General features: G+C 71.0%; 21 protein-coding genes, 1 tRNA gene and 1 pseudogene. 19 read left to right on the top strand and 4 right to left on the bottom strand.

The features are described from left to right. Positions 1-2: 2 nt before the first annotated feature. Entirely contained in the window at positions 3-158 is a 156-nt protein-coding gene (locus tag Cch01nite_RS04025) for a hypothetical protein (protein WP_203748873.1), read from the top strand. A 33-nt stretch (positions 159-191) separates the two neighbouring features. Continuing rightward, entirely contained in the window at positions 192-788 is a 597-nt protein-coding gene (gene nadD / locus Cch01nite_RS04020) for a nicotinate-nucleotide adenylyltransferase (RefSeq protein ID WP_203748871.1), read from the top strand. Positions 789-1158: 370 nt separating this feature from the next. Here the strand turns inward: nadD and Cch01nite_RS04015 are convergent, their stop codons facing one another. After that, positions 1159-1695 (bottom strand): hypothetical protein, encoded by a 537-nt coding sequence (locus Cch01nite_RS04015; RefSeq protein WP_203748869.1) that lies wholly within the window; start codon positions 1693-1695, stop codon positions 1159-1161. A gap of 73 nt (positions 1696-1768) precedes the next feature. On the opposite strand from Cch01nite_RS04015, the gene Cch01nite_RS04010 reads away from it, so the two are divergent. The 8 genes from Cch01nite_RS04010 to Cch01nite_RS03975 all read left to right on the top strand — a co-directional run bounded on the left by Cch01nite_RS04010 (position 1769) and on the right by Cch01nite_RS03975 (position 10899). Further along, on the top strand, positions 1769-2134 hold the full coding sequence (locus Cch01nite_RS04010; protein ID WP_203748867.1) for a hypothetical protein: 366 nt from the start codon (positions 1769-1771) through the stop codon (positions 2132-2134). A gap of 22 nt (positions 2135-2156) precedes the next feature. After that, positions 2157-2546, top strand: a complete 390-nt coding sequence (gene rsfS, locus Cch01nite_RS04005) for a ribosome silencing factor (RefSeq protein WP_203748865.1) — start codon at positions 2157-2159, stop codon at positions 2544-2546. Then, positions 2543-3241, top strand: coding sequence for a histidine phosphatase family protein (locus tag Cch01nite_RS04000; protein WP_203748851.1), 699 nt, complete (start codon positions 2543-2545; stop codon positions 3239-3241). The genes rsfS and Cch01nite_RS04000 overlap by 4 nt, the downstream gene beginning before the upstream one ends. Before the next feature lie 84 nt (positions 3242-3325). Then, positions 3326-3398 (top strand) — tRNA-Ala (locus tag Cch01nite_RS03995). Positions 3399-3923: 525 nt separating this feature from the next. Continuing rightward, positions 3924-8978: an RHS repeat-associated core domain-containing protein gene (locus tag Cch01nite_RS03990; protein ID WP_203748848.1), complete on the top strand. Its 5055-nt coding sequence runs from the start codon at positions 3924-3926 to the stop codon at positions 8976-8978. Further along, positions 8975-9376, top strand: a complete 402-nt coding sequence (locus Cch01nite_RS03985; protein ID WP_203748845.1) for a hypothetical protein — start codon at positions 8975-8977, stop codon at positions 9374-9376. Before Cch01nite_RS03990 ends, Cch01nite_RS03985 begins: the two co-directional genes overlap by 4 nt. Next, entirely contained in the window at positions 9373-9921 is a 549-nt protein-coding gene (locus tag Cch01nite_RS03980; protein ID WP_239069848.1) for an RNA 2'-phosphotransferase, read from the top strand. The genes Cch01nite_RS03985 and Cch01nite_RS03980 overlap by 4 nt, the downstream gene beginning before the upstream one ends. Before the next feature lie 669 nt (positions 9922-10590). Further along, positions 10591-10899 (top strand): DUF7677 family protein, encoded by a 309-nt coding sequence (locus tag Cch01nite_RS03975; protein WP_203748840.1) that lies wholly within the window; start codon positions 10591-10593, stop codon positions 10897-10899. On the opposite strand, the pseudogene Cch01nite_RS03970 reads toward Cch01nite_RS03975, so the two are convergent. Beyond that, positions 10896-11796 (bottom strand): annotated as a pseudogene (locus Cch01nite_RS03970) (IS5 family transposase). The gene Cch01nite_RS03975 and the pseudogene Cch01nite_RS03970 overlap by 4 nt on opposite strands. Positions 11797-12009: 213 nt before the next feature. Between Cch01nite_RS03970 and Cch01nite_RS03965 the strand changes: the two are divergent. The 7 genes from Cch01nite_RS03965 to Cch01nite_RS03935 all read left to right on the top strand — a co-directional run bounded on the left by Cch01nite_RS03965 (position 12010) and on the right by Cch01nite_RS03935 (position 17842). Next, positions 12010-12366, top strand: a complete 357-nt coding sequence (locus Cch01nite_RS03965) for a hypothetical protein (protein WP_203748838.1) — start codon at positions 12010-12012, stop codon at positions 12364-12366. Positions 12367-13208: 842 nt separating this feature from the next. After that, positions 13209-13532 (top strand): DUF4333 domain-containing protein, encoded by a 324-nt coding sequence (locus Cch01nite_RS03960; RefSeq protein WP_203748837.1) that lies wholly within the window; start codon positions 13209-13211, stop codon positions 13530-13532. Then, on the top strand, positions 13529-14077 hold the full coding sequence (locus Cch01nite_RS03955; protein ID WP_203748835.1) for a molybdopterin-binding domain-containing protein: 549 nt from the start codon (positions 13529-13531) through the stop codon (positions 14075-14077). Before Cch01nite_RS03960 ends, Cch01nite_RS03955 begins: the two co-directional genes overlap by 4 nt. Before the next feature lie 166 nt (positions 14078-14243). Continuing rightward, positions 14244-14642: a hypothetical protein gene (locus tag Cch01nite_RS03950; protein WP_203748833.1), complete on the top strand. Its 399-nt coding sequence runs from the start codon at positions 14244-14246 to the stop codon at positions 14640-14642. Beyond that, complete coding sequence (locus Cch01nite_RS03945; RefSeq protein WP_203748831.1) at positions 14642-15871, top strand: putative T7SS-secreted protein; 1230 nt, start codon at positions 14642-14644, stop codon at positions 15869-15871. Before Cch01nite_RS03950 ends, Cch01nite_RS03945 begins: the two co-directional genes overlap by 1 nt. A 67-nt stretch (positions 15872-15938) precedes the next feature. Continuing rightward, positions 15939-16406, top strand: coding sequence for a hypothetical protein (locus Cch01nite_RS03940; RefSeq protein ID WP_203748828.1), 468 nt, complete (start codon positions 15939-15941; stop codon positions 16404-16406). Positions 16407-16651: 245 nt separating this feature from the next. Beyond that, complete coding sequence (locus Cch01nite_RS03935) at positions 16652-17842, top strand: amidohydrolase (protein ID WP_239069845.1); 1191 nt, start codon at positions 16652-16654, stop codon at positions 17840-17842. A 46-nt stretch (positions 17843-17888) separates the two neighbouring features. On the opposite strand, the gene ligA is transcribed toward Cch01nite_RS03935, so the two are convergent. Further along, complete coding sequence (gene ligA, locus Cch01nite_RS03930) at positions 17889-19904, bottom strand: NAD-dependent DNA ligase LigA (protein WP_203748821.1); 2016 nt, start codon at positions 19902-19904, stop codon at positions 17889-17891. A 290-nt stretch (positions 19905-20194) separates the two neighbouring features. Continuing rightward, entirely contained in the window at positions 20195-21151 is a 957-nt protein-coding gene (locus tag Cch01nite_RS03925; RefSeq protein WP_203748817.1) for a PAS and ANTAR domain-containing protein, read from the bottom strand. Positions 21152-21551: 400 nt separating this feature from the next. Between Cch01nite_RS03925 and Cch01nite_RS03920 the strand changes: the two genes are divergently transcribed. Together Cch01nite_RS03920 and Cch01nite_RS03915 are read left to right on the top strand one after the other, a co-directional pair. Next, positions 21552-23630: a class I tRNA ligase family protein gene (locus Cch01nite_RS03920; RefSeq protein ID WP_203748813.1), complete on the top strand. Its 2079-nt coding sequence runs from the start codon at positions 21552-21554 to the stop codon at positions 23628-23630. Between the two features lie 89 nt (positions 23631-23719). Next, the gene (locus Cch01nite_RS03915; protein ID WP_203748811.1) at positions 23720-24073 is read left to right on the top strand and encodes a hypothetical protein; all 354 of its coding nucleotides are present in this window, start codon (positions 23720-23722) and stop codon (positions 24071-24073) included. Positions 24074-24151: the final 78 nt, after the last annotated feature.

Genomic DNA, 24151 nt, shown 5'->3' with positions numbered 1-24151 from the left:
ACGTGCACGCTGCCCTGATCGCCGCCGCCGAAGAGGCCGCCGAGCACACGCGCGAGCTGCCGTTCTCACCGGTCGTCTTCGGCGTCGGAGCGTTCGTCGGCCTCGTCGCGATGCTGCTCGTCACCTACGCCTTCCGGAGCGTCGGGACCCGTCACTGACCGGGGCTCGGTCAGGTGTCGGCAACCGCTGAGATGACAGGTCGACCTCGCGTCGGGGTGATGGGTGGCACGTTCGACCCCGTGCACCACGGCCACCTCGTGGCCGCGAGCGAGGTGGCCGCCCGCTTCGAGCTCGACGAGGTCGTGTTCGTGCCGACGGGTCACCCGACCTTCAAGCAGGAGCAGGAAGTCACGGTCGCCGAGCACCGCTACCTGATGACGGTCATCGCGACCGCGTCGAACCCGCGTTTCACCGTGAGCCGCGTCGACGTGGACCGCGAAGGGCTGACGTTCACGGTGGACACCCTGCGCGACCTCAAGGCGCAGCGTCCCGACGCCGAACTCTTCTTCATCACCGGAGCGGACGCGATCGAGCAGATCCTCACGTGGAAAGATGCCGAGGAGCTGTTCACGATGGCGCAGTTCGTGGCGGTCACCCGCCCCGGGCACGCGCTGTCCGTGGACGGTCTTCCCGGTGACCGGGTGCACGTCCTCGAGATCCCCGCGCTGGCGATCTCGTCGACCGACGTCCGGGAGCGTGCCCGAGCCGGGCAGCCCGTCTGGTACCTGGTGCCGGACGGGGTGGTCCAGTACATCGCGAAACACAGGTTGTATCGAGGTCAGTCATGAGTGAACCCGGAGAGCGGCGCCGACGTCGCGAGCTCGAGCGCGCCGCCGACGAGGGCGGCAACCCCACGTGGGCCGACGGCGGCGCGGGGGCCTCCGGCGACCCCGCGGGCCCCGTCTCCCGTCGCGCCATGCGCGCCCCGACCGACGCCCCGCAGGTGCCGTCCTGGTCCGCACCGCAGGCGCCCGAGGCGCCCGCCCGGTCACGCCGCTCGATCCGTGACACCGCCCTCGACCCGACCAGCACGTCGCGCATCCCGCCCGTGCCCGGCGGCTCCGGCACACCCACCTGGTCGGCCCAGCCGAGCCAGCCTGCCCCGACGGCGTCGCGTCCTGCCCCGGCACCGTCGCCGGCGCGACCGGCTCCCACGGCTCAGCCGGCGCGCCCCGCGGCGGCACCGCAGCAGACCCGTCCCGCGTCGCCGCCGCAGCCCACGGGGATGCCCCCGCAGCAGCCGCGCGCCGCGTCGGCGCCCCCCTCGCAGCGTCCCCAGGCACCCGCTCCCGTGCCGTGGGGCCAGCCCCCCGCGGGGTCCTCGCCCGCAGGGTGGGGTGGTACCGCGACCACGAACCAGCCGAACGGTGCCGCACCCGCGGCGCCGGCTGCCCCGCCTCGCCGGACCTCGTCGTCCGGCCCGGCCGGAGCGCCGGCGACGTCCCGGCCGGGCGAGCCGACCTGGCCGGGGACGTCCCAGCCCGCGGCGCCCCAGCCCGGGTCGCACCCGGCGTCGCAGCAGGGTCCGCAGCCGTGGGCGGCGGCCCAGTCCGCCGCGCCCGCCCCGTCGACGTCCGCTCCGGCGTCGCCGTCCTGGCAGGCCACGCCGACCCGGGCGCCGTCCCCGGACGCCCGACCGGGGTCGTGGCAGCCCGGTACCGGGTCGCCGTCCGTGCCGGGCTCGTCCGCTGCCACGTCGGCCCCCTGGCAGGCATCGCCCGCAGCGGCCTCGGCAGCGTCCACCGCGGAGGCCGCGCCGGCCGCGTGGGTGCCCACGCCGTCGGCCGCGTCGAGCCCGCCGTCCGTCGAGCCCACGGTTCCCGCGCCCCGCTGGGGCGAGTCCTCCGCACCGGCCACGGGCCTCGGCGCCGCACCGTTCGGCGAACCCGCCGCTGCCGGCGCCGCGCGGCCCGTCGACGACTTCGACGACGAGGACGACGAGGACGACGACGACCTCCGTCCGAAGCACCCGTACACGTGGCTGCACCTCATCGTGCTGGCACTCGTCGCGTTCGTGCTCGGGTTCCTCATCACGCTGCTGCTCACCAAGGAGGAGCCGACCGACGGCTCCCAGGGTGCCGCGGCGGTCGCCCCCGTCACCACCACGAGCAGTCCGGCCTCCGGGCCCCTCTGACCCCCACCACCCGAGGAGACCTGTGCCCGCCACAGAACGTGCCGTCGAGCTGGCGATCGCCGCGGCCCGCGCCGCAGCCGACCGCAAGGCCGAGGAGATCATCGCCCTCGACGTGAGCGAGCAGCTCGTCCTCACGGACGTGTTCCTCATCGCGTCGGGCACGAACGAGCGGCAGGTCGGGGCGATCGTCGACGCCGTCGAGGAGGCCCTGTTCCACCTCGGCGCCAAGCCGGTCCGCCGGGAGGGCAAGGCCGCCGGTCGCTGGGTCCTCGTCGACTTCGGCGACGTCGTGGTGCACGTCCAGCACCAGGAGGACCGCGTGTACTACGCGCTCGAACGGCTCTGGAAGGACTGCCCGCTCATCGAGCTCCCCGCCGACGCGCGCGGCGCCGACCAGGGCCCGGAGGCGTGACCGCCCCTCGGCTCCTGCTCGTCCGGCACGGCCGCACCGCGTACAACGCCGGCGCACGCCTGCAGGGCCAGGTCGACATCCCGCTCGACGACGTCGGGCGCTGGCAGGCCCGCACCGCCTCCGCGCTCCTGCTCGCCCGGCACACCCCGACGCGCATCGTCGCCTCGGACCTCAGCCGCGCGCTCGAGACGGCGCAGACCCTCGGGCGGGCCGCCGGCGTCGACGTCGAGACGGACGTCCGGATGCGCGAGCGCGGCTTCGGGATCTGGGAAGGCCTCACGGGCGACGAGATCAGCGCGCAGTGGCCCGACGAGTTCGCGATCTGGCGCAGCGGGGGAGAACCTGCGGGCGTCGGCGCCGAGACACGGTCCGAGGTCTCTGCCCGGGCCGGTTCCGCGCTGGTCGAGCTCACGGCCGACCTGGCCCGCGACGAAACCCTCGTGGTCGTCTCGCACGGTTCCGCCATCACGTCGATGGTCGCCGTCCTCCTCGGGCTCGAACCCGGGTCGCACGCGTTCGCCGGCATGCACAACGTGCACTGGGCCGAGCTCGTCCGCTCCGCGCCCGGGCGCGACCCGTCCTGGCGGCTCCTCGGCTACAACCTCGGCCCCACCGACGCGTCGTCCGACTGGAACGCCGGACCGGACATCCGGCACGAGTCCGACCAGGACGCCGAGACCCGGGACCCCGATTAGCGTTTCGGCCGCCAGTCGTCCTAGACTCTCCGAGCGCCCACGGGCGTGGGGATCCGCTCCGGTGGGTTCTCGAGCAAGGACAACGGGGCTGTGGCGCAGCTGGTAGCGCACCTGCATGGCATGCAGGGGGTCAGGGGTTCGAGTCCCCTCAGCTCCACCGAAGTAGCAGGTCAGAGGCCGTTTCTCCTCACGGAGAGACGGCCTCTTCGCCGTTGGTGGACAGAAATTGGACACTTTCGGCGGCGGTCGAGAGGCGCATCGGTGCTGGTCACGTCCGAGATCTGGGGACTCGAACCGCCATGCGGTGCCAGGGGGTCGAGTCTCGCCGCCAGATGTGACCGCCCCGCCCGAGGTTCGCCACTCAGGTGACCTCCCGTGTCGCTGCTCCACCAGGGTGAACGTCGTCAGTTCCGGTCATAGGAGTGCTAGGGGTCTGTCGCGCTGCGGTCGGCCGCGACCCCAGAGGGGGAGGGCGCACGACCGAAGGAACGCCGCCTTGACGCTGTCTGCTTTGAAGCCAGTGCCTCGCCTGTCCCTCCGCGGCGGTCGCGCCGACATGCGACGAGTCGCGGTCGTGGTGTGCATCGCCTTCGCGGCCACGGTGGTCCCGGCAGGGAGCTCGCAGGCGTCCGGGTCGACCGCCGACGTCGACGTATCGCCAGGCGACGTTGCTGTCGGACGCGTGGACTCCGCTCCAGGGACGGCCGCTTTCACGCCGGCACAGCAGTCCACCGGCTCGGGCTCGGATCGTTCGGAGTCGTGGACGCCGACGACGCACACGGTCTCCGAGCACGGTCGGACGAAGGTCGACATCTTCGCGGATCCGGTGTTCAAGCGGGACAGCGCAGGGTGGACGAGTGTCGACGAGACCATCACCGCCGGTGGGGGCCGGTACCCGTTCGAGGCGCTCGGGCTGATCAACCCCGTGCACTTCGGGACGTCGGCGGACGCACTCGTCGTGCTCGACACGGCCCGCGGCCCGGTCAGCATCGGCCTGAAGGGCGCGCACGTCGAGCCACCGACGCTCGCCGAGCAGGTGGTGACCTACGCCAACGTGTTCCCGGGTGTGGACCTCGAGTTCCGCACCGATGGTGGCCGTGTCGGTAAGCACCTCGTCATTGCGGATGCCGCGGCCTCGCGGACCTTCACCTTCTCGATCGCCGACCCTGGCCACCTGCTCGGCACGCCGACGAAGCGCGACGACGAGTCCTGGGTGTTCGACGAGCCGATCGCGTTCGACACCCTGCTCCAGCTTCCGGCGCCGGCCGCCTGGTCGACCACGGACGCAGGCGCTCCGACCGATGGCACCGCGCATCAGCAGGTCACGAGGACGCGCCAGGGGTACGACGTCGAGCTCACGCTCGATGCCCGTTGGTCGGCTGGCGCTGCATTCCCGGTGGTGCTCGACCCCGCTGTGGAGTGGGTGGAACCGACTGACGAGAGGTGGTTCGACGGCGAGGGGCTCCAGGTCGCGTTCGGTCCCTCTGGTGCGACGGACTGCTCCGGCTCGCCATGTCGGCTTGCGGCGCCTGTGGACGGCGTCACGAAGATCGGGCCGTTCGGTGCGTCCGACGGAGGTGTCGATGCGCACTACCTGACCTATGTCGGTGCCGACGTCGCGACTCTTCGGGGTCGGCTCGTCACGCGCGCCACCATCGGCAGCACGCAGGACTACAACATCCTGCCGATGGCGTACGCGGTGTGCACCGTGATGCGCCCACGCAATACGGGTGCCGACCTCGCCGCGGCCCGGTGCGGCGATCGGTTGGCGAGCCGCCGGTGGACGTCCGACGGGTGGAGCGTGGACGTCCTGGACCAGGTCCGGGCGGCCATCCGCCCGGGAGGGCCTTCGGGCACGAGGATCGGCGTCGCACTGGGCCCCGAGCTGTTCAACGGGATCATCTTGGATGATGCGACGCCGATCCCGGAGGGCGACTACGGCGCACGGCTGCACCGGCCGTACCTGCACCTGGAGTACCTCGGGTACCCGGTCCCTCGTCCGTTGAGCTTGGGGCAGACCTTCGGGTGCGCATGCTGGGCCGGTGGATCGACGGGCAACCAGAGGCTGGCGGCCGATCCGGTCAACACCGCCACCGGTGCGCTGATGGAGCACTTCTCCGACCTGTCGGTCCCGGGTCTGGGAGTGCCGGGGTACACCTACGACGAGGACGGGCTGCTCGTCGAGCAGAGCAATCCCGACGGGGGGACCCAGCGGTTCACCTACACGGACGGCACGGGCGGCACGCCGGCACGCCTGCTCGCCACCAGCACCGACCCGCTCGGACGCACGACGACCTACACCTACGACGCAGCAGGCGATCTCGTCGCGGTGCGACAGCCCTCGGGCCGGACCACGACGTCCACCTACGACCAGGCGCACCGGCGACTCTCGTCGACCTCGCCCGGTGGGCTGGTCACGTCCTGGACGTATGACGCGGCGGGGCGGGTGCTGACGTCGACCGACCCGGGCGGTGCGGTGTCGGCCAACACCTATGACGACGGCGGGCGGCTCGTCGCGACAACCGACCCGGCGGGCCATGTCACCCGGTACGTCTACGACCGCGCCGACCGGCTGCTGCGCACGACCAGGGCCGGACGAACCTCCAGTGCGACCTACGACGACGCCGGCCGGATGACCAGGTCGACCGACCCCACCGGTGCCACCACGCAGTACAGCTACGACGAGCTCGGCAGGGTCAGCACCGAGACCGACGCCACCGGCGCCGTCACGACGTTCGCCTACGACGCCGCAGGCAACCTGCTGACCTCGACCAACCCTGCCGGGGCGATCACTTCGTACGAGTACGACCTGCTCGGACGGCAGACGCAGGTCACCGACCCGGACGGCATCACGACCCAGACCTCCTACAACCGCCGCGGTGACGTCACCACGGTCGGCCCACAAGGAGGCGCCGTCGAGTGGTTCGGCTACGACGCGATGGGGCGTCCGACCGTGCACGTCGACCAGGACTACGTCGCCACCCAGTACGAGTACGACGCCGCCGGGCAGCTGACCGCGACCGTCACACCCCGCGGCGCCTCCTACTTCGACCCCGACTACGACCCGAACTACCTGTCCGAGCGCACGACCTACACCTACGACCTCGACGGCAACCTGACCGCCACCACCGACCCCCGCGGCAACGCCCCAGGGGCCGAGCCGGAGGCGTTCACCTCGCGGACCCGGTACGACACCGAGGGGCGCCCGGTCGCGACGACCGACGCCCTGGGTCGCACGACCACCACCCGCTACGACGCGATGTCTCGACCGACCAGGGTCGTCGACCCGTCCGGCGCGATCTCCAGGACGAGGTACGACATCCTCGGCCGGGTGCGGTCCGTGACGGACCCCACCGGCGCCATCACCAGGTATGCGTACGACGCCGCCGGCGACATGGTCCGGCGCACGGACGCGCTCGGGCACGTCACGAGCTACGAGTACGACGCCGCCGGGCGCGAGGTTCGCCAGAGCGACCCGCTCGGACACGTCACGACGACGGTCTACGACCCGGCGGGCCGGGTCGTCCAGGTCGTGAAGCCGTCGGGGAACACCACCGACACGGCGGGCGACGGCACCACCGACCTCGCCTACGACGCCGCGGGCCGGCTCACGACGATGTCGTTCAGCGACGCGACACCGGACTACACCTACGTGTACTCCCCGGGCGGTCGCACCCTACGCGCCGCACGGTCGCTCGCCGGGACTGAGACGTTCGCGGAGTCGTACACCTACGACTACCTCGGGCACATCTCCACGGCGACCCGGTCCGGCTACGCCGCCGGGAAGACGACGTACGGATTCACGTTCGCCGGCCGGCTCTCGCGCGTGCGCTGGCCGAACGGGACCGAGCTGCGCTACGGCTACAACGACGCCGGACTTCTCGCGTCCACCCAGCCGTACGGCATCGGCCTGAACGCCGTCGACTACCGGTACGACGCGCTCGGTAACGTCACCGCCGTCACGCGCCAGGGCTCCTCCCCGGTCACGACGACCTCTACGTACGACGCCGCCAGCCAGCTGACCTCGCTGACCCACTCGATCGGCGGCGCGCCGGCGCTGTCCTACACGATCGACCGTGACGCCCGGCGTCTGCCCACCCAGGTCCACACGACACGGGGGGATTCCGCGGTCGACACCGGCGTCTTCGGGTACGACCAGGCCGGTCGTCTGTCTACGGAGTGCTATCCGACGACCGGCACGACCTGCGCATCCAGCGACCCCCAGAAGGCGTACACCTACGACGCCGTCGGAAACCGGACCGCGCTGACGTCCACCTCGAGCGTCGACGGTGCGACGAGCACCAGCGCCACCGAGTACACGTACAACGCCGCCGACCAGCTCACCTCGCAGAGGACCGACGCCGGACCGGAGATCTCCAGCACCTGGACCGTCGACGGCCAGCTCGCCAGCTCGACCGATCCCGACGGCACACGGACCATGTCGTACGACCTGGCAGGCGAGCTCACGCAGCTCACCCTCGAGACCGGTGACAAGGTCGGCTACGAGGTCGACACCTCCGGCAACCGGATCACCCGCACGTGGAACGGAGCGACCGACGCGTCCTGGACCTGGGACGACGTCATCGGCCTGCCGTTCCGCACCAACGAGTACGGACCCGAGGGCCAGTTCGTCAACCAGTGGGTCCCCGACCCGACCTCATCGGTCGTCGGCTCCATCGCGGCTGGTGAAGACGGCGCCGACCTGTCCTGGACCCTCACTGACCCGTTCTCGAGCGTCACCGGGGCCGTCGCGGTCGGTGCGGACGAGCTCACCGGCTCCCAGCGCCTCGACCCTTTCGGTGAGGCCGACGGCCCAGGCACCGTCCCGGCGACCGGGTTCTTCACCGACGAACCCACCGGCTTCCACAGCCAGTACCTGGATGCCCGCACCGGGATGTACGACATGCGCGCCCGTGACTACCTCGCGTCCTCCGGGCAGTTCACGTCGATCGACCCGCTCGTCGACCAGACCCGAAAGCCGTACCAGTACGGCAACAACAACCCCCTTGCCTTCGTCGACCCCACCGGGCTGGTCTCGTGCGGCCCGATGGACAGCGGCGACTGCAACGGCCGCAACTTGCTCCCCCTGCTCAATCACATGTCCAAGGTGTACGACGACGCCGGGTACATCGCCGTCGTCAACGGCATGTCGAAGGAGCAAAGGGACGAGATCGGCTACGACGAGATGACCTACGTCAACCGTGAGGTCGTCAATCGGCAGACGCACATGCAGGTCTGCTCAGACCAAGGCGGATGCTGGGCACCATGTCCCGAGCAGGGGTACAACAGGTGCCAGCTGGGGCGCGGCGCGATCATGCTTGTCGGTTTCGTCGGTGAGCAGCTTGGCGGAATGGTGTTCGCATCGTTGCTGAGTCGAGCGTGCGCCACGAACACCGCTCGGGTCGACATTGCCGGGGCGAGGTTCGCACAGAAGGATTTTCGTGAGTCGTTCAGTAACGGTGACGGCGCTCTCTTCTGGGGGCGTACGATCGACGAGGTCGCGGAATCACTGCGTTCGGGCGCCATGTCTCCGAAGGACGTCCCGATCGATGTCATCGTGCGTGAGGGGAACACTCTAATTCTCAACACCCGCTCCTCCCAGGCGCTCATCCGAGCGGGGATTCCACGCTCGTCGTGGAACGTGATCAATCGCACGGGCCAAGCGGCATTCGAAGCCCGGCTCGACGGCCAGCTGAGCAGAAACGGGCTGACGAGCTACGGGACGGACCTTCCGTGAACGGCGCAGGCGCTAAGCGGGTCATCGGACCGCTCTCCCCGCCACCGTCGGCCTACACCGAGGATGCCGTGTTCACCCACTCCGGGGGGGACGCCGAGCTGCGATGCACCTACGAGCGGACCGGCTCAATGTATGCGGGTGGCCTTCGATTCCATCGAGTGCGTGCCTTTAGATTCCGTGCGGACAGCCACTGCACCGCTTGGCATATCGAAGGCGCCTACGACACGCTGGTCGAGGTTGAGCAGTCGGATTGGGTCATTGAGCTGGTGGACGCCGAGCCGAGCGAGGCGTGGGGTCAGTGGAAGATTCGGCACTTCCTGATCTATATCGACGACGCGGGCGCCTACGAGATTGCTGCCGAGGACTGTGAGTGGCTTCCGGAGGAGAGAGTGTCGTGACCTCGAGCGACGCCGATCTGAGTCGCGCAGTCTCGCATGCTTTGCGGCATGAGCCGTGGCTGTATGAGCTCGAGTTGGACGAGGCGGGCTGGGTGTCGGTGCGGTCGCTGGTCGAGGCGTTGCGGCAGGGGCACGACTGGTCGTCATTGACGGTCGGTGACGTGGAGGCGATGGTGGTCGGCGCGAGCAAGCAGCGTCACGAGATTCGGGCTGGTCGCATCCGTGCTCTCTATGGTCATTCGCTGCCGGGCAGGGTCGAACGGGTTCCAGCGTCGCCGCCGGATGAGATGTTTCATGGGACGTCGCCTGCAGCGGCGGAAGCAATCCGGGTCGAGGGGTTGCACCCGATGGGGCGACAGTTTGTGCACTTGTCGGTGGATCGGGACATGGCGCGAGAGGTGGGCGCCCGCAAAGCACTGGAGCCGGTGATCTTGGCTGTCGCCGCCCGCGAGGCCGCCACGGCAGGGGTGATGTTCTATGCCGGCAACCGGAAGGTCTGGTTAGCCGACAGCGTTCCGGCCCGGTTCATCGAGGTCGACCGGTAGTTGCATTGCGCACCCACCTAGCGCTCAGCGCGCTGAACACGGCCCCTCCTGGGCCCGCGGGCGCGCCGGCGGCGCGGCTCTTGCCTCGGCGGGTGATCCGCCGCGGTGTGGGCTGTGGCGCTTCGCATCGCCGATGTGTGCCCAGCCGAGGGGCGGCGCGCGTGGAGGCCTCGCATGTCGGGGCGCCATCCCCCTCGGCTACGAGGGGAGGCCGTCCCAAGCCGGAACCCTGTTGGGCCTCGTGCTGGACAGAAAGTCGGCAGACGCACATGCAGGTCTGCTCAGACCAAGGCGGATGCTGGGCACCAAGTCCCGAGCAGGGATACAACAAGTGCCCGCTAGGGCGCGGCGCGTTGATTCTTGGTGGCTACGTCGCAGGTGAGGCCATGGGGATCGGACTCGCGGTGGCGTTGAGCCGCGCGTGCACCGCTGACGCCGCAGCGACTGTCGCGCACGGAGCAAGCAATTCTGCCAATGGCGCGCGTCTCGGGCAGCAGCTCGCCCGAGAGTCGGCTGACTCAGTGTTTACGCCTTCTGGCGAGTTGACTTCTGGCGCGATTGCGGAATCTCGACTGATCATCCCCGGCAGCCGGTTGGGGAACAAGGATCTAGGGCGTGTCTCCCAACGTGCGCCGCTTCGTCATGCCGGCGGCCCCTACAGTTCACGTCGTGGTCACAGGGTTATCGCACGGGGCATCGGGCGCGCTGCGGCGCTTCGCCGGCTGGGTCGCTCGTGGGTCGGTCGGGCATCCACTCCTCGACGGCATCGACTACTGGGACGACCTGCGCGATTCGCCGAGCCAGATGGAGACATTGTTCGCGATCTTCGCCAACGTCCTCGAGCTCGATGACGAAGGCGAGCCCGTGAACGAGAAGTACGCGGAGCACCGGGCGGCGGTGTGGCTCTACCAGTACTGCACCGGCAGCGCGCCGGATGGAGAACCCTCACTGGAGAGCTGGGAGGTCGAGCTGTACTAGGACCGCGTGTCGCCGAACCGCTTGAGCCACAGGACGATGGCCCGAAGGATGGCGGCCCCGCGGTAGACAAGTGCGAGCTTGTCGTATCAGGTGGCCAAGCCGCGCCACTGCTTGGTGTCGTTGAAGCCGCGCTCGATGACGTTTCGACCGCGATAGTCGTCGCGGTCGAAGGCCGGCGGACGACCGCCGCGTGAGCCGCGGCGCCTGCGATGGGCGATCTGATCGGACGGCTGCGGGATGACCGCGACGATGCCCCGTGAGCGCAGCAGCGCCCGGTTGCCGCGCGAGGAGTACGCCTTGTCCGCACGAAGCCGGTCCGGGCGCGTCCGCGGGCGCCCCGGTCCCAGGCGGGCCACGTGCAGGTGGCCCAGCAGCGCGCCGAAGACCGGTGAGTCGTTGGCATGTCCGGGTCCGACCAGGACGACGAGCGGCAGGCCGCGTCCGTCGACGAGTTGGTGGATCTTCGTTGACAGTCCGCCGCGACCGCGCCCGACGCCGTGATCAGCCGGCTCAAGAAGCAGATTCATGTGATTCGACCGCGCCCCCTGTGTCGCGGGGCAGGGTCGTCGCGTGCTGATGGGCGCGGTTGATCGTGGAGTCCACGCTGACTGCCCAGTCGATCAGCCCTCTGGCGTCTGCCTGCGCGAGCAGCGCTGCCAGGATCTTGTCCCACGTCCCGTCCTTGGAGAAGCGGGCGTGCCGCTTCCAGATCGTCTGCCACGGACCGAACTCCACCGGCAGGTCCCGCCAGGGCACCCCGGTCCGGTACCGCCAAATGATCGCCTCGACGACCCGACGATGATCCGCGAACGGCCGACCACCCTTGGCCGACATCACGGGCATCAAGGGCTCAACCCGAGCCCACGCAGCATCCGAGAGCACCCCTGCACGCGACACCCGGCGAGCCTGGCATCACAGGCCCGTCGGGGTTAGGAGACACGCCCTAGTCCAGCGCCCAACATCGGACGGGAGCGACATCGCTGACTGGGGGAAGTACTCGACCCGCACTCATCGGAGTCCGTCGGGGGACTTCCAGGTCCGCTTCTAAATGAACCGTAGCGGTAGGGTCGACTACGGCTATGACTACAAGGTCGTCTTCAATGGAGCGCGATGAGGGTCATCTGCACGAAGGTTCCACCGTCCCCGACCGGCGAGGCGCTGGCTGCCGGCCCGTGGGTCACGATTGACACCGAATACTGGGTGGTCTCTGTGCTCGCTGAGCCTGCCGGTCAGGTCCAGGTACAGATCGTGACCGACGACGGCCGCAGCCTGGCTTGGTTCGACTCGACGAGCTTCATGACGATCGACGGCGCTGTCCCTGAGCGGTGGACTGTGCGGATCGGAGAGGGTGGCGTCCTGGAAATCGCGCCCACAGCATGGCTTGCTCCGGGTTTCTGGGAGGCCTACTACGACGGGGACCCTTCAGTCGTCGACGCGGTGGAGTCGGAGCTTCAGGCGCTCCGGTGAGCGCCCCGGCAGGTGGCCCCGAGCGAGGCAGCGCCGCCGGTGATCAGCCTGCGCTTGGCCATGGCGCTTCGCATCACAAAGGTGTGCTCCGGCGTCGGGCGGCGAGCGTGGATGCCTCGCGCATCTGGGCCCCACCCGCCTCGGTTTCGAAGTCGGCCAGCCGGTGGCGGGTCGGTACGGTGATCGATGATCGCTGCCGGTGGACAGAAAATGGACACTTTGCGGCATCGAACGGCCCCGAAAGCGGCCGAACCGCACCCATAGGATGGGTGCACGACGCCCCTCCGATCCCAGCGCTCGCCCAGGTCATGCCGAAGTTCTCGGAGAATCGCCGAGGTCCGCATGACCATCCGATACACCGCGGTACTTCAGGGGGTCAGGGGTTCGAGTCCCCTCAGCTCCACCGAAGTCGCAGGTCAGAGGCCACGTCGGGATCCTGAACACAGGAGCCTGACGTGGCCGCTGGTCATTAAATAGACACGTATCGACCGCGACTCGGCCGGTCTCGCCCGCCTCTGGGACCCCCTCGTCGCGTCCTGGGAACCTGCCGCACCCCTGGTGGCATGGACACCAACCTCGTGACGTCGGCCACCGAGCCGGCGATGACCCTGTCCGAGCTCGCCGCGCATCTGTCGGTCAGCCCCCAAGCTCCGTACGACCTGCGCAGTCCAGCGGTGCGTGCGTCCAGGTCGCGGATGTCGCGGCTGGATCGGGGTCGACGGAGCGGTCGCAGATGTGTGCCGGCGAGCGTTCACCCGATGCTCCTGCCTGGCGTCTCGGGGTACAGGAACTGGAACAGCGCTAGAGCCGGGGTCGTGGCAGGCCGTGCCATCATGTGCCGCGTGCGCTTTGCCTCCGTGATCCTTTCCGCTGCCGTCATGGTCGTCGTGGCGGGTTGCTCAGCTCACGTCGACACCCGGTTCGTGCCGACCGACGAGCTCGAGAGCGAGGCTTCGGCAGCGTTGGAGAAGGAGTACGGCCGTGCGCCGGACGCCATGGACTGCCCCGACGAGCTTCCCGTGCGGGTCGGTGCCGAGGTCCGCTGCGTCCTGACCGACGGCGACGAGCGCTACGGACTCACCATCACGCTCACGGAGAAGCGCGGGAACGGCAAGAACGGCTTCAGCATCGCGGTCGACGAGGACCCGCTGGACGCGGGCTCGTGAGCACGCCGGCCGAGGAACTCATCGAAGCGGTGAGCGCGGCGGCCGCCGAGACGCCCTACCGGGTGAATGCCACGGAACACGGATTCGACCTGCGCATCGACCTGCAGGACGTGCGCTGGCATGGGTTCCTCGAGAGGGTCGGGCGCCGCGGGGTCGTCGAGAACCACGTGGTACTGGACTGCGAGCGGCGCACCATGCGCATCACCGACGAGCACTACGACGTGCGGTGGGTCTCCGGCGAGTCGGGCGCCCGCGCGCCACACCTGGCCGCCCGGATCGAGGCCACGCGCACCCTCGGGCGAACCTGGGAGGTGCAGTACGAGGTGCCTCTGGGAGGCCATGCGCGCACCGGTGAGCCCGCTGAACAGCAGTTCACGACGGCCGACGGGCACCGGATGATCCGCGAGGCCGCGGCCGAGCTGGGATGGTCGGAGAAGGCCGGAATCTACCAGCGCATCGGGATCGCGTTCGCGATCGTCGGCGCCCTGACCGCCGTCGCTGTAGGCGCGCTCCTGATCTACTACGCGGTCACCGGTCAGTTCTGAGCGCTGACCGTTCCCACGGTGTCGCGCTGCAGCGGCGCGGTGCCGGAGCGCTTCGCCTCCCCACGTCCGAGCCCGGTTCTTCACGCCTGTGCATCACCCGGACGAGGAGACACACATTCCCCTAGAGTCTGCGCCGCACCGTGATCACCAGGAGAGGGGCAACCTCATGGCAGCGCCGGGGTTCGACGTCGACTTCGCGGAGCTGGATGCGGCGGGGACGTCGATCCAGCGGGTCGCCGAGACCGGCTCGCGCCAGGACGCATGCTTCGCCTGGGGGATGAACTACGGGCACGACGCCCTGGCCGCAGCAATGCGACTGTTCGCCTCCGACGTCGACCTCGCGGTCGAGGGACACGCCGCCCGAACAAACGCGCTCGCCGCTGACCTCGACAACCAGGTCGAGCAGTACCGGTCCTCCGACGAGACGACCAGCACCGGCTTCGACGCGCTCGCCGCGCGTCTGTCGGCTCCCGCCGCCGACCCGTCGGCCCGTCCGACCCCGTTCGTCGGACCGAACGGCGGTCCGTCACCCCTCCTGGTGAACGCGAACACGGCCGGTCACTGATGGCAGCCGATCTCGGCACCACCACTGACCCGCTCGACCTGGTCCCGGGCCGGGCCGCCTCGGTGCACACCGAAGCCGACACCCTGCGCCGGCGTGCCGCCCAGCTCGAGGATGCCGCCGACGCACTTGCCGCCATCCGGGTTCCAGGCTGGCAAGGTGACGCCGCCGACCACTTCTCGGACAAGCTTGCCGCCCGCCCCAAAGGCTGGCGGATCACGGCCGACGCGCTGACCCAGGCGTCGACGGCGCTGGGCACCTACGCCGACGTGCTGACATCAGCGCAAACCAACGCCGCACACGCCATCGCTCTGTGGCAGCGTGCCGAGCACCTGAGCGCAGCGGCCGCCTACGCGCACTCGATCGCGGTGGACACCTACACCCACACCGTGTCCCGAGGACTTCCTGCCACCCGCCCGGTCGCCGCCCCGGACCCCGGCGAGCACCTGCGCCGAGAGGCACGCGAGGTGCTCAAGGACGCCCGCGACGCCGTTCGCCGCGCAGGCGACGACGCCACCGACACCCTGCGCCACCTCGTGGTCAGTGACGTCCCCATCGTGCGCACCGAAACGCACCGGGACGGCCGCAACGTGACCGGAGACGTCTCCGGATCCGTGATCAAGATCGACCCATCCACCGGCGCGGCGAGCCTCGGACTCGCCAAGGCGGAAGGGCAGGCGATCCTGGGCGGCTGGGGTGCCTCGGCGAGTTCCACGTACGGGAGCCTCAACGCCAACGCGAGCGCCGGCTTCAAGATCGGCGCCCAAGGGAGTGCCGAGGCTGGACTCAGCAGCGGTCAGCTGCACGCGTCCGCGTCAGGCCGAGCGGGCCTCATGGGCGAGGCGTCCGCCGGCGTCAGCGCGGATCACGCCTCCGCCAACGTGAAGGCCACCGGACTGGCCGGCGCGTACGCCGAAGCAGGGGTCGGCATCGGAAAGCAGGGCGTCGAAGCCCGCGCCGGCGGCTTCGCCGGTGCTCAGGTCGCTGGTGAGTTCGACGTCGAGGCCGGCGGCGTGGGCGGCCAGGTCGGGGCCGAAGGCTGGGCGGGCATCGGCGCCGAGGCCGGCGCCGTCGTCGGCCCCGACGAGCACGGCATCTGGAGGGCCACGGGCCACGCCGGTGCGGCCGTCGGCATCGGTGGATCGCTGTCGAGCGGAATCAGCGTCGACCCCAAGGAAGTGCTCGAGTCCATCCTCGACGCCGTTGAATTCCTCAACGAGGCCTACCACTGAGCGGCCATCGCGCCATCCAGCAGCGACACCCAGGAGCGACATCATCATGGCTTCAGAACCACCAGTGGTGGCCTTTCGCCTGCCGTCTGGCTGGACGCGAGCAGAACCTGCACCAACACAGGGCGGTGCGCCCGACTTCATCGCCGTTCACGCGCGCACCGACGACGGGTTCACCCCCAACATCACGGTCGGCACGCGCGCGGCCGAAGCGTCGCTCGATCAACTCGCCGACGATGCCGTCGCGCAGCTCACGGCCACCCAGACCGACGTCGTCGTGCGACGGCGGCAGCCGCTCGGTCACGAGCCCGCGCCCGGCCTGGCTCAAGAGCTGACCTTCACCACCACGCTCGACGGTCACGACGTGGCGATCACCCAGCAGCAGGTCCTGCTCACGCTCACCGCACCTGCTGACGGGGAAGGGCGTGTCCTGTACGTAGCGACCTTCACCACCACCACCCGCACCGTCAGCAAGCTTGCACCCGACTTCCTCGCCATGGTGCGCAGCTTGCGGCCGGAGCCGTCACCGCACCGCTGACTGCGACGCGCGAGGGTCGCGGCTGGACGGGACGCACTACCAGTCCTGCTCCCACTCGAGGATTGCGACAGATGCAGCCTCGGCCTCACCCAGCAGCCTCGACGTCGGGAACGGCGGCGACTCCTGCCGCCGGGACCACGTCGGATGTACGAGTGCGAATGTGCCATCCGTCAGCAGAACGATCACCTCGTCGCTGGCCTCGAAAGGCTGTGACGAAGGCGTCGCCTCTGGTAGTCCTGACGGGCGTGAGCACCCTCGTCCTGACCCGTGTGCGCCCGTGGGGCGCCCCCTCGACCGACCTCGTCCTGCGTGACGGGGTGATCGCCTCCGTGGCCCCCGTGGGCGGTCGCCTGCCGGACGGTGCCGAGGTCGTCGACGGCGCCGGGCTGCTCGCGCTGCCGGGTTTCGTGAACGCGCACGCCCACGTCGACAAGAGCTGGTGGGGCCAGCCGTGGGTCTCCTACGGCGGCGAGGCCACCACGCAGGGGCGGATCGCGCACGAGCGCGCGGAGCGCGACCGGTACGGCATCCCCAGCACCGCCGGCGCGGTCGCCGTGCTGCGCGAGTTCGTCCGGCACGGCACCACCGCCACGCGCACGCACGTCGACGTCGACCTGGGCGTCGGCCTGCGGGGCGTCGCGCACGTGCGGGAGGCCGCGCAGGAGCTCGGCGGCGCGATCGACGTCAGCATCGTGGCCTTCCCGCAGGACGGCGTCGTCCGACGCCCGGGCGTGCTCGACCTGCTCGACCAGGCCGCCGCCGCGGGTGCCACGCACGTCGGCGGCATCGACCCCGCGTCCATCGACCGCGACCCCGTGGCGCAGCTCGACGGCCTGTTCGCGATCGCCGAGCGGCGCGGTGTCGGTCTCGACATCCACCTGCACGACCGCGGCGAGCTCGGGGCGTTCCAGGTCGAGCTCATCGTCGAGCGCACCCGCCGTGCCGGGCTCGGGGGCCGCGTCACCATCGCGCACGGCTTCGCGCTCGGCGAGCTCCCGCCCGCGCGGCAGGACGACCTGCTCGACGACCTGCGGGACGCGGGTGTCTCCTGGGCGACCGTCGCGCCCGTCGGCACCGCCCCGCTGCCGTGGCGGGGGATGCGGTCGCGCGGCATCCCCGTGGGCCTCGGGACCGACGGCATCCGTGACCTGTGGTCCCCGTTCGGCGACGGCGACGTGCTGCGGGTCGCCCTCGGCTTCGCGCGGCTGCACGGGCTGCGCACCGACGACGACCTCACCGACGCCGTCCGCCTCGCGACGTCGTCCGCGGCAGGGTTCGTCGGGCGAGCCGTGCACGACCTGGTCGAGGGCGCCCCGGCGGACGTCGTCCTCGTCGACGCCGAGAACGCCCCCGACGCCCTCGTCCGCGTCCCACCGCGCAGCCTGGTGGTCTCGGGCGGCCGGATCGTGACCCGCGACGGCAAGGTCCTGGTCTAGCGGCGGCTGCGCCGCACGTGGTGCCTCGATCTCGACCGACGGCGACTCAGCCGAGCAACGCCAGGAACTCCTCGGGTGTCACGATCCGCACGCCGAGCTCCGCGGCCTTCACGTACTTGCTCGACGTCGACGGCTCCGACACCAGCAGGCTCGTGGTCGACGAGACGGACGAGGACGCCTTGCCGCCCTGGGCCTCGATGAGCTCGGCGACGGTCGTGCGTGAGTAGCCGGGGACCGAGCCGGACACGACCACGGTCATCCCCGCCAGGGGCAGGGCCGCGGACGCAGCCTCGTCAGGCTCGGTGCCGGTGTGCACGCCCGCCGCGACGAGCCGGTCGAGGACGCCGCGCGCCTCCAGGTCGTCCAGGCCCGCGCGGATGACCTCGGCCTTCTTGGGACCGATGCCGTCGATGCCCGCCAGGGTCTCCACGGACGCGGCACGCAGCGCGTCGAGCGTGGGCAGGGCTGCGGCGATGCGTCGTCCCATCGTGCGGCCGGTCATCCGGATGCCCAGCGCGGTGATGACGCGGTTCCAGGCGGCGCCCTTGGCGCGGTCGAGCTCGGCGACGATCTTGACGGCGTTCTTCGAGCCGAGCGTGCGCCCCTCACCGAGCGGCAGGGTCGTCAGCGTCTCGACGGTCAGGCCGAACAGGTCCGCGATGTCAGCGACCAGACCCTGCTCGACGAGCGACTCGACGATCTCGGTGCCGACGCCTTCGACGTCGAGCGCGTCGCGGCTGACGGCGTACCGGACGAGGGCACCGACGGACAGGGACGGGTCGGTCGAGCGCCACAGCAGGGTGGACTTGTCCCACTCACCGCCGTTCGGGTCGGTCGCCGGTGCGGTCCACGGCTCGGAGTCGGTGGGCCGCTCGTCGAGCACGACCGACTCGATGTACGGGATCACGTCGTTGGCGCGCTTGATGACGACGGTGTCGCCGACGCGCACGTCTCGCTCGAACATCCACGTGACGTTGTGCCCGGTGGCGAACGTGATCGTGGTGCCGCCGACGAAGACCGGGGCCACCTCGACGCGGATCGCGAGACGGCCGGTGCGGCCCACCGCGGTGGTGATGCCCACGACGCGGGTCAGGGCGGTCTCGGCCTCGTACTTGTACGCGACGGACCAGCGCGGCGTGCGCGAGCCGGACCCGAGCCGGGCACGGTCGACGTCGGCGTCCGCCTTGACGACGATGCCGTCGATGGGGAAGCCGAGCACGGCTCGGCGAGCGGCCAGCGCGTCCACGGCCGCGCGCACCGCCGTCGTCGTCGTGACGGGTGCGCCCCCGGCGAGCCACGGAGCCAGCGCGCGTGCGGTGCCCACACCGGCGTGCTCGGCGAGGGTGAGGCGGTTGCTGTAGGACTCGTCGGCGGCGGCGGTCTCGTCGGCGACCGGGGAGACGTCGTACGCGGCGAAGGACAGCAGCCCGGCGTAGGCGGCGTCGCCCTTGCGCAGGATGCCCGCCGCCGCGTTGCGCGAGTTCACGAAGGGTGCCCCACCGAGCGAGGCCCGGGCTTCCTGGGCGTCCGGGAAGCGGCTGTCGGCCATGAACACCTCCCCGCGCACCTCGACGGACAGGTCCGCCCCGGTCAGGCGGGCCGGGAGGCCGTCGAGCGCGAGCGTGCGCACCTTGTCGGTCACGTCCTCGCCGGAGCGGCCGTCACCGCGCGTGGCGACCAGCTCGAGGCGACCGCGACGGTAGACGGCGCGGATCGCGAGCCCGTCCAGCTTCGGTTCGACCACGACCGGACCGTCGATCGCGTGCACGAGCGCGTCCAGCGCGTCGAGCGTGGGGGCCTTGTCGAGTGAGCCCATCATCGTGGGGTGCTCGACGTCGCCGCCGGCGGACTGACCCGCCGCGACGGCGCCCAGCAGGTCTGCCACCGCCGGCGCGAAGTAGGGGTCCACGGCGACCGCGATGCGCAGCTGCTCGATGCCCGCGTCGTACTCGGCGTCCGACATCGCGAGGGTGTCGGTGTCGTAGTAGGCCGCGGCAGCGGCGCGCAGGCGGTCGGCCAGGTCGGCGACGTCCTGCTCGGTCATCTGGGCGGGGTCGCTCATCGGCGTCGTGTCCTTCAGGTCGGTCGAGGGCGCGGCGACGGCCCGATCAGGTGGCCGTCGTCCGGCGCACGCACCTCGGCTGTCGGCCGCCTCGGTGGCGCAGCGGGCGCGACCCGCACGGTGGTCATCATGCCTCGGCGACGAGTCGGCATCGGGGAACCCGGGCACGGGCGCTGCGCCACTCACACTCGCATCTGCCTGGTCCGACCAGGGCCGGACGAGGAGACGACGGCAGGTCTCGAACGACGGCAGGACGACGGCACCCGGGCTCGACGTCGGCCCGTGGCCCCTCAGGCCCGGGCGGCGGTCGTCGCGTGGGCCCCGACGGACAGGCGCGGGTCGCCGGCGTCGCGGTGGGCGTGACCTCCCACGATCGTCAGGGTGATCCCCCGGGCAGTGGCGCGCCGCAGCGCCGCGCACAGCACGTCCGACAGCGCGGTGCTGACGGGGCGTACCGCGCGCACGTCGAGCAGCATGCGGCCCTGGTCCTTGGCGCTGTCCAGCATCAGGGCGACCGCGTCGCCCAGACCGTCCTTCGTGGCGAGGTCGACGCGCCCGGCGACGCGCAGGAGGACGACACCCGCGTGGCTGTCGCGCGCCAGCCGCAGAGGTGCGTCGTCCGCCACCGGGGGCGGGATGGCGGCTTGCGCGAGCGCCGAGCTGACGAGCCCGTCCAGCCGCTCGCGGGTCTCGGGTTCCGTCCCGCGCTGCGCGGACTCCACCACCCGTTCGGCGAGCGCCCGCAGCCGCACGTTGCGCTCCTGGGACGTCGACCGCAGCAGCTCGAACGCCGAGCCCGCGTCCACGCCGTAGGTCAGCATCAGCACGCCCTTGGCCTGGTCGATGACCGCGTGCGACTCGAGGGCCGCCATGAGCTGGGCGTCGACACGCTGCGCCACCGCTGCCGCGAGTGCGGCCGTCCGGTCGACCAAGAAGCCGGTCACCGACGGGCCGTCGGGGCCGGAGTCGTCGTACGCCAACGTCATGAGCACGGTGCGTTCCTGGTCCTGCAGGTCCCGGAGCCGGTACTCGCAGGTGCTCGGCGTGGCCGACCCGGCGCAGGAGTCGAGGGCGCTCGCGACGCGCTCGCGGTCCTCGGGGACGGCGTGGGCGAGGACGACGGCGCGCGTCGGCACCACATCGCCGGGGTCCATGCCATGGATCGCGTAGACGTCGTCGGACCACCACCACCGATCCGTGGCGGTCGTGAACCGGAACCGACCTGTGGGCGTCGTCGAGCTGGCCATCGCACACTCCTGGGGGACCGGTGACACGGCCGTCCCGCGGGGGGCTCACGTCCGAACCCTTGGGCTGACCACGTCTGTCACCGGTGGACTGCGTGCAGTGAGATTAATCCTGACTCGGGCCGGGCGCTCGCCGGTCGGGGGCCGCCTGCGGCCCGCGCGCCGACGGGGTGACCGGTCCCGCACCCCGTGTCGTGTCCGGGGGACTGCCGCATCCCTGGCGTGTCGGGCACACTGGGGCATGGCCACTGCACGCGCACCCCGCCTCACGGGTTCGCTGCGCGCTGTCGTCGTACGTTAGCCCCCGCCTGTCCGCAGGACCTGGCGGGGGCCCCTGTGCTCGTCGAGCAGATCTCGACTCGAGCGTCGACCTTCCAGGACCCGTACGAACGGACAGACGACCATGCACACCCTCACGACCTCCAGCGACCGCTACCAGCGGTGGGAGGACTCCGGCGCCTTCACCACCCCCGACGCTGCCGGCACGCCCCGCTGGGCGATGATCCTTCCCCCTCCGAACATCACCGGCGACCTGCACATGGGGCACGCCTACGAGCACACCCTGTCCGACGCCATGACGCGGTGGCGGCGGATGCAGGGCGCCGAGACCCTGTGGCTGCCCGGCCTGGACCACGCCGCCATCGCCACGAACGCGCTCCTGGAGCGTCGGCTGCGGGCGGAAGGCACGAGCCGTGACGAGATCGGGCGGGAGGAGTTCGCACGCCGCGCCTGGGACTGGAAGGCGCAGTGCTCCGCGGGCATCACCACCCAGATGCGCGAGCTCGGTGCCAGCCCTGACTGGGACCGGCTGACGTTCACCCTCGACGACGGTCCGAGCCGTGCGACCCGGACGGCGTTCACCCGGCTGTTCGACGAGGGCCTCGTCTACCGCGCCGAGCGGGAGACCCTGTGGTGCCCCGGATGCGCGACCACCCTGTCGGACGTCGAGGCCGACGGGACACCGGACGGGTGGGCGTGCTCGCGGTGCGGCACGGCACTGGAGACCCGCAGCACCCCGCAGTGGTACCTGCGGACCAGCGACCTGGCGGCCGCGGCGACCGACGCGATCACGAGCGGAGCGACGACCATCTCGCCTGCCGAGGGCCGGCGGGACTACCTGCGATGGGCCGAGAACCTGGGCGACTGGTGCCTGTCGCGGCAGCTGTGGTGGGGTCACCGCATCCCCGTCTGGTACGGCCCGGCCGGGCAGGCTCGCGCGTGCGCGTCCGACGAGGACGTCCCTGCCGGGTGGACGCAGGACGAGGACACCCTGGACACCTGGTTCTCGTCGGCGCTGTGGCCCCTGTCGACCCTGGGATGGCCTCACGACACCGCCGACCTTCGTCGGTTCTACCCGAACGACCTGCTCGTCACGGGCAACGACCTGATCTTCTTCTGGGCGCTGCGGATGAACCTGCTCTGCACTCATCTCACGGGCCAGGCGCCGTTCCGTCGGATGCTGTTCCACGGCATGATCCGCGACGAGCACGGCAAGAAGATGTCCAAGAGCTTCGGGAACACGATCGACCCGTTGCCCCTCATCGCCGAGCACGGACCCGACACGCTGCGTCTCGCCCTGGCACGCAAGGCTCGCCCGGGCGCGGACATCCCGTTCGGTGCCGACGACCTGACGATCGCTCGCGGCTTCCTGACCAAGCTGCGCAGCGTCGCCGGGCTGGCCGGACGGTTCGGGTGCGCGTGGCAGCCGTCCCGGCCGGCGCCGGCGCACCTGCTCGACCGGTGGCTGCTCACCCGCCTCGACGACGCGCTCACGGAGGCCGCCGCGGGGTACGACGGCGGCGACCTGGCTCGTGCGTCGGGTGCGCTGATGCGCTTCGCGGAGGACGACCTGTCGGGCCTGTACCTGGAGGCCCGCAAGGACGCGCTGTACGCGGGTGATGCCGAGGCCCGTGCTGCGCTGGAGTTCGCGTGGACCGCGCTGCTGCTGGCGCTGCACCCGATGCTGCCGTTCGCCACCGAGGAGCTCGCCGAGGACCTCGGGTGGTCCGGGATCATGGACCGGTCCTCGTGCCCCGCACCGCTGGCGCCTGACGAGGAGGCCGAGGCGGCGGGTGCCCAGCTGCGAGCGCTGCGCGACGCCGCGCGGGCCCACCGGGGCCGGCAGGGCTTCGCGGCCGGGGCGATGCTGCCGGCGACCGGGGACGGCGTCGTCCTGTGGGCGGAGCTGTGCCGCATCGCGCGGCTCGTCGACGCCGACACCGGACCGGGCACGTGCCTCAGCCGGATGGGTGCGACGTTGACCCTCCCGGCGGCGCCGGCGCTCGACGACCGGCAGCGGCGCACTCTGGCGCGCAGGCAGCAGGACGCCCGAGGGCTGGTCGCCGGGCTGACTGCGCGACTGAACAACCCGACGTTCCTGGAGCGGGCGCCGGCAGCGGCCCAGGCGAAAGCGCGGGCCGACCTGGAGGCGAACATCCTCGAGCTCGACCGTCTGACGGACCTGCTCGAGCTCGCCGGGTAGGCCGGGTCACGTGTGGTCGTCGGCTCTCCTCGGGCGAGCCGGGCTGGCGGTTCGAGTGCGCTGGACACGCCGCTGGTAGCTTCGGGCACGTGAGCCGGGGCAAGGTCGAACCCACCCAAGAGCTCGCGGCTGACGTGGGCCAGGCGCTGCTGGCCGCGGCATTCCAGGCTTTCCAGCGTGGCCAACGGTTCTGGTCGTGCTCGGTGACTGTCGCGACGTTCGTCGGTGCGCCGATCAAGGCGACACACGGGCCCACGTCGGTGACCAGAGTGTCGACCGACACCCTGCTCGAAGCCGTGGAGAAGGTCGGGTGGCACGTCGAGGACGTCGACCATGTCTACGTGCAGACAACGACATCGACGAACACCGGGTTCGCGGGGATGTCTGTCGCGGGGATCTCGGGACAGATCGAGGCGCACTACTTGTTCCGCCGCGCCACCTGAGGCAGACGACGGGCTTCGGCGCGCGTCGAGCGAGGGCGTTCGGCTCCTCAGGCACTCTTCAGGATGGCGCGCGGATCC

The organism is Cellulomonas chitinilytica (genome assembly GCF_016862675.1).
GTDB lineage: Bacteria > Actinomycetota > Actinomycetes > Actinomycetales > Cellulomonadaceae > Cellulomonas > Cellulomonas chitinilytica.
This window is presented reverse-complemented; position numbering and strand designations above follow the sequence as displayed.

Coding starts and splice junctions, on each gene's coding strand:
- Cch01nite_RS03925 (WP_203748817.1), bottom strand. CDS start 21,151: ATGGCCAGCTCGACGACGCCCACAGGTCGGTTCCGGTTCACGACCGCC.
- Cch01nite_RS03950 (WP_203748833.1), top strand. CDS start 14,244: ATGGCAGCGCCGGGGTTCGACGTCGACTTCGCGGAGCTGGATGCGGCG.
- Cch01nite_RS03965 (WP_203748838.1), top strand. CDS start 12,010: ATGAGGGTCATCTGCACGAAGGTTCCACCGTCCCCGACCGGCGAGGCG.
- nadD (WP_203748871.1), top strand. CDS start 192: ATGACAGGTCGACCTCGCGTCGGGGTGATGGGTGGCACGTTCGACCCC.
- Cch01nite_RS03945 (WP_203748831.1), top strand. CDS start 14,642: ATGGCAGCCGATCTCGGCACCACCACTGACCCGCTCGACCTGGTCCCG.
- Cch01nite_RS03920 (WP_203748813.1), top strand. CDS start 21,552: ATGCACACCCTCACGACCTCCAGCGACCGCTACCAGCGGTGGGAGGAC.
- ligA (WP_203748821.1), bottom strand. CDS start 19,904: ATGAGCGACCCCGCCCAGATGACCGAGCAGGACGTCGCCGACCTGGCC.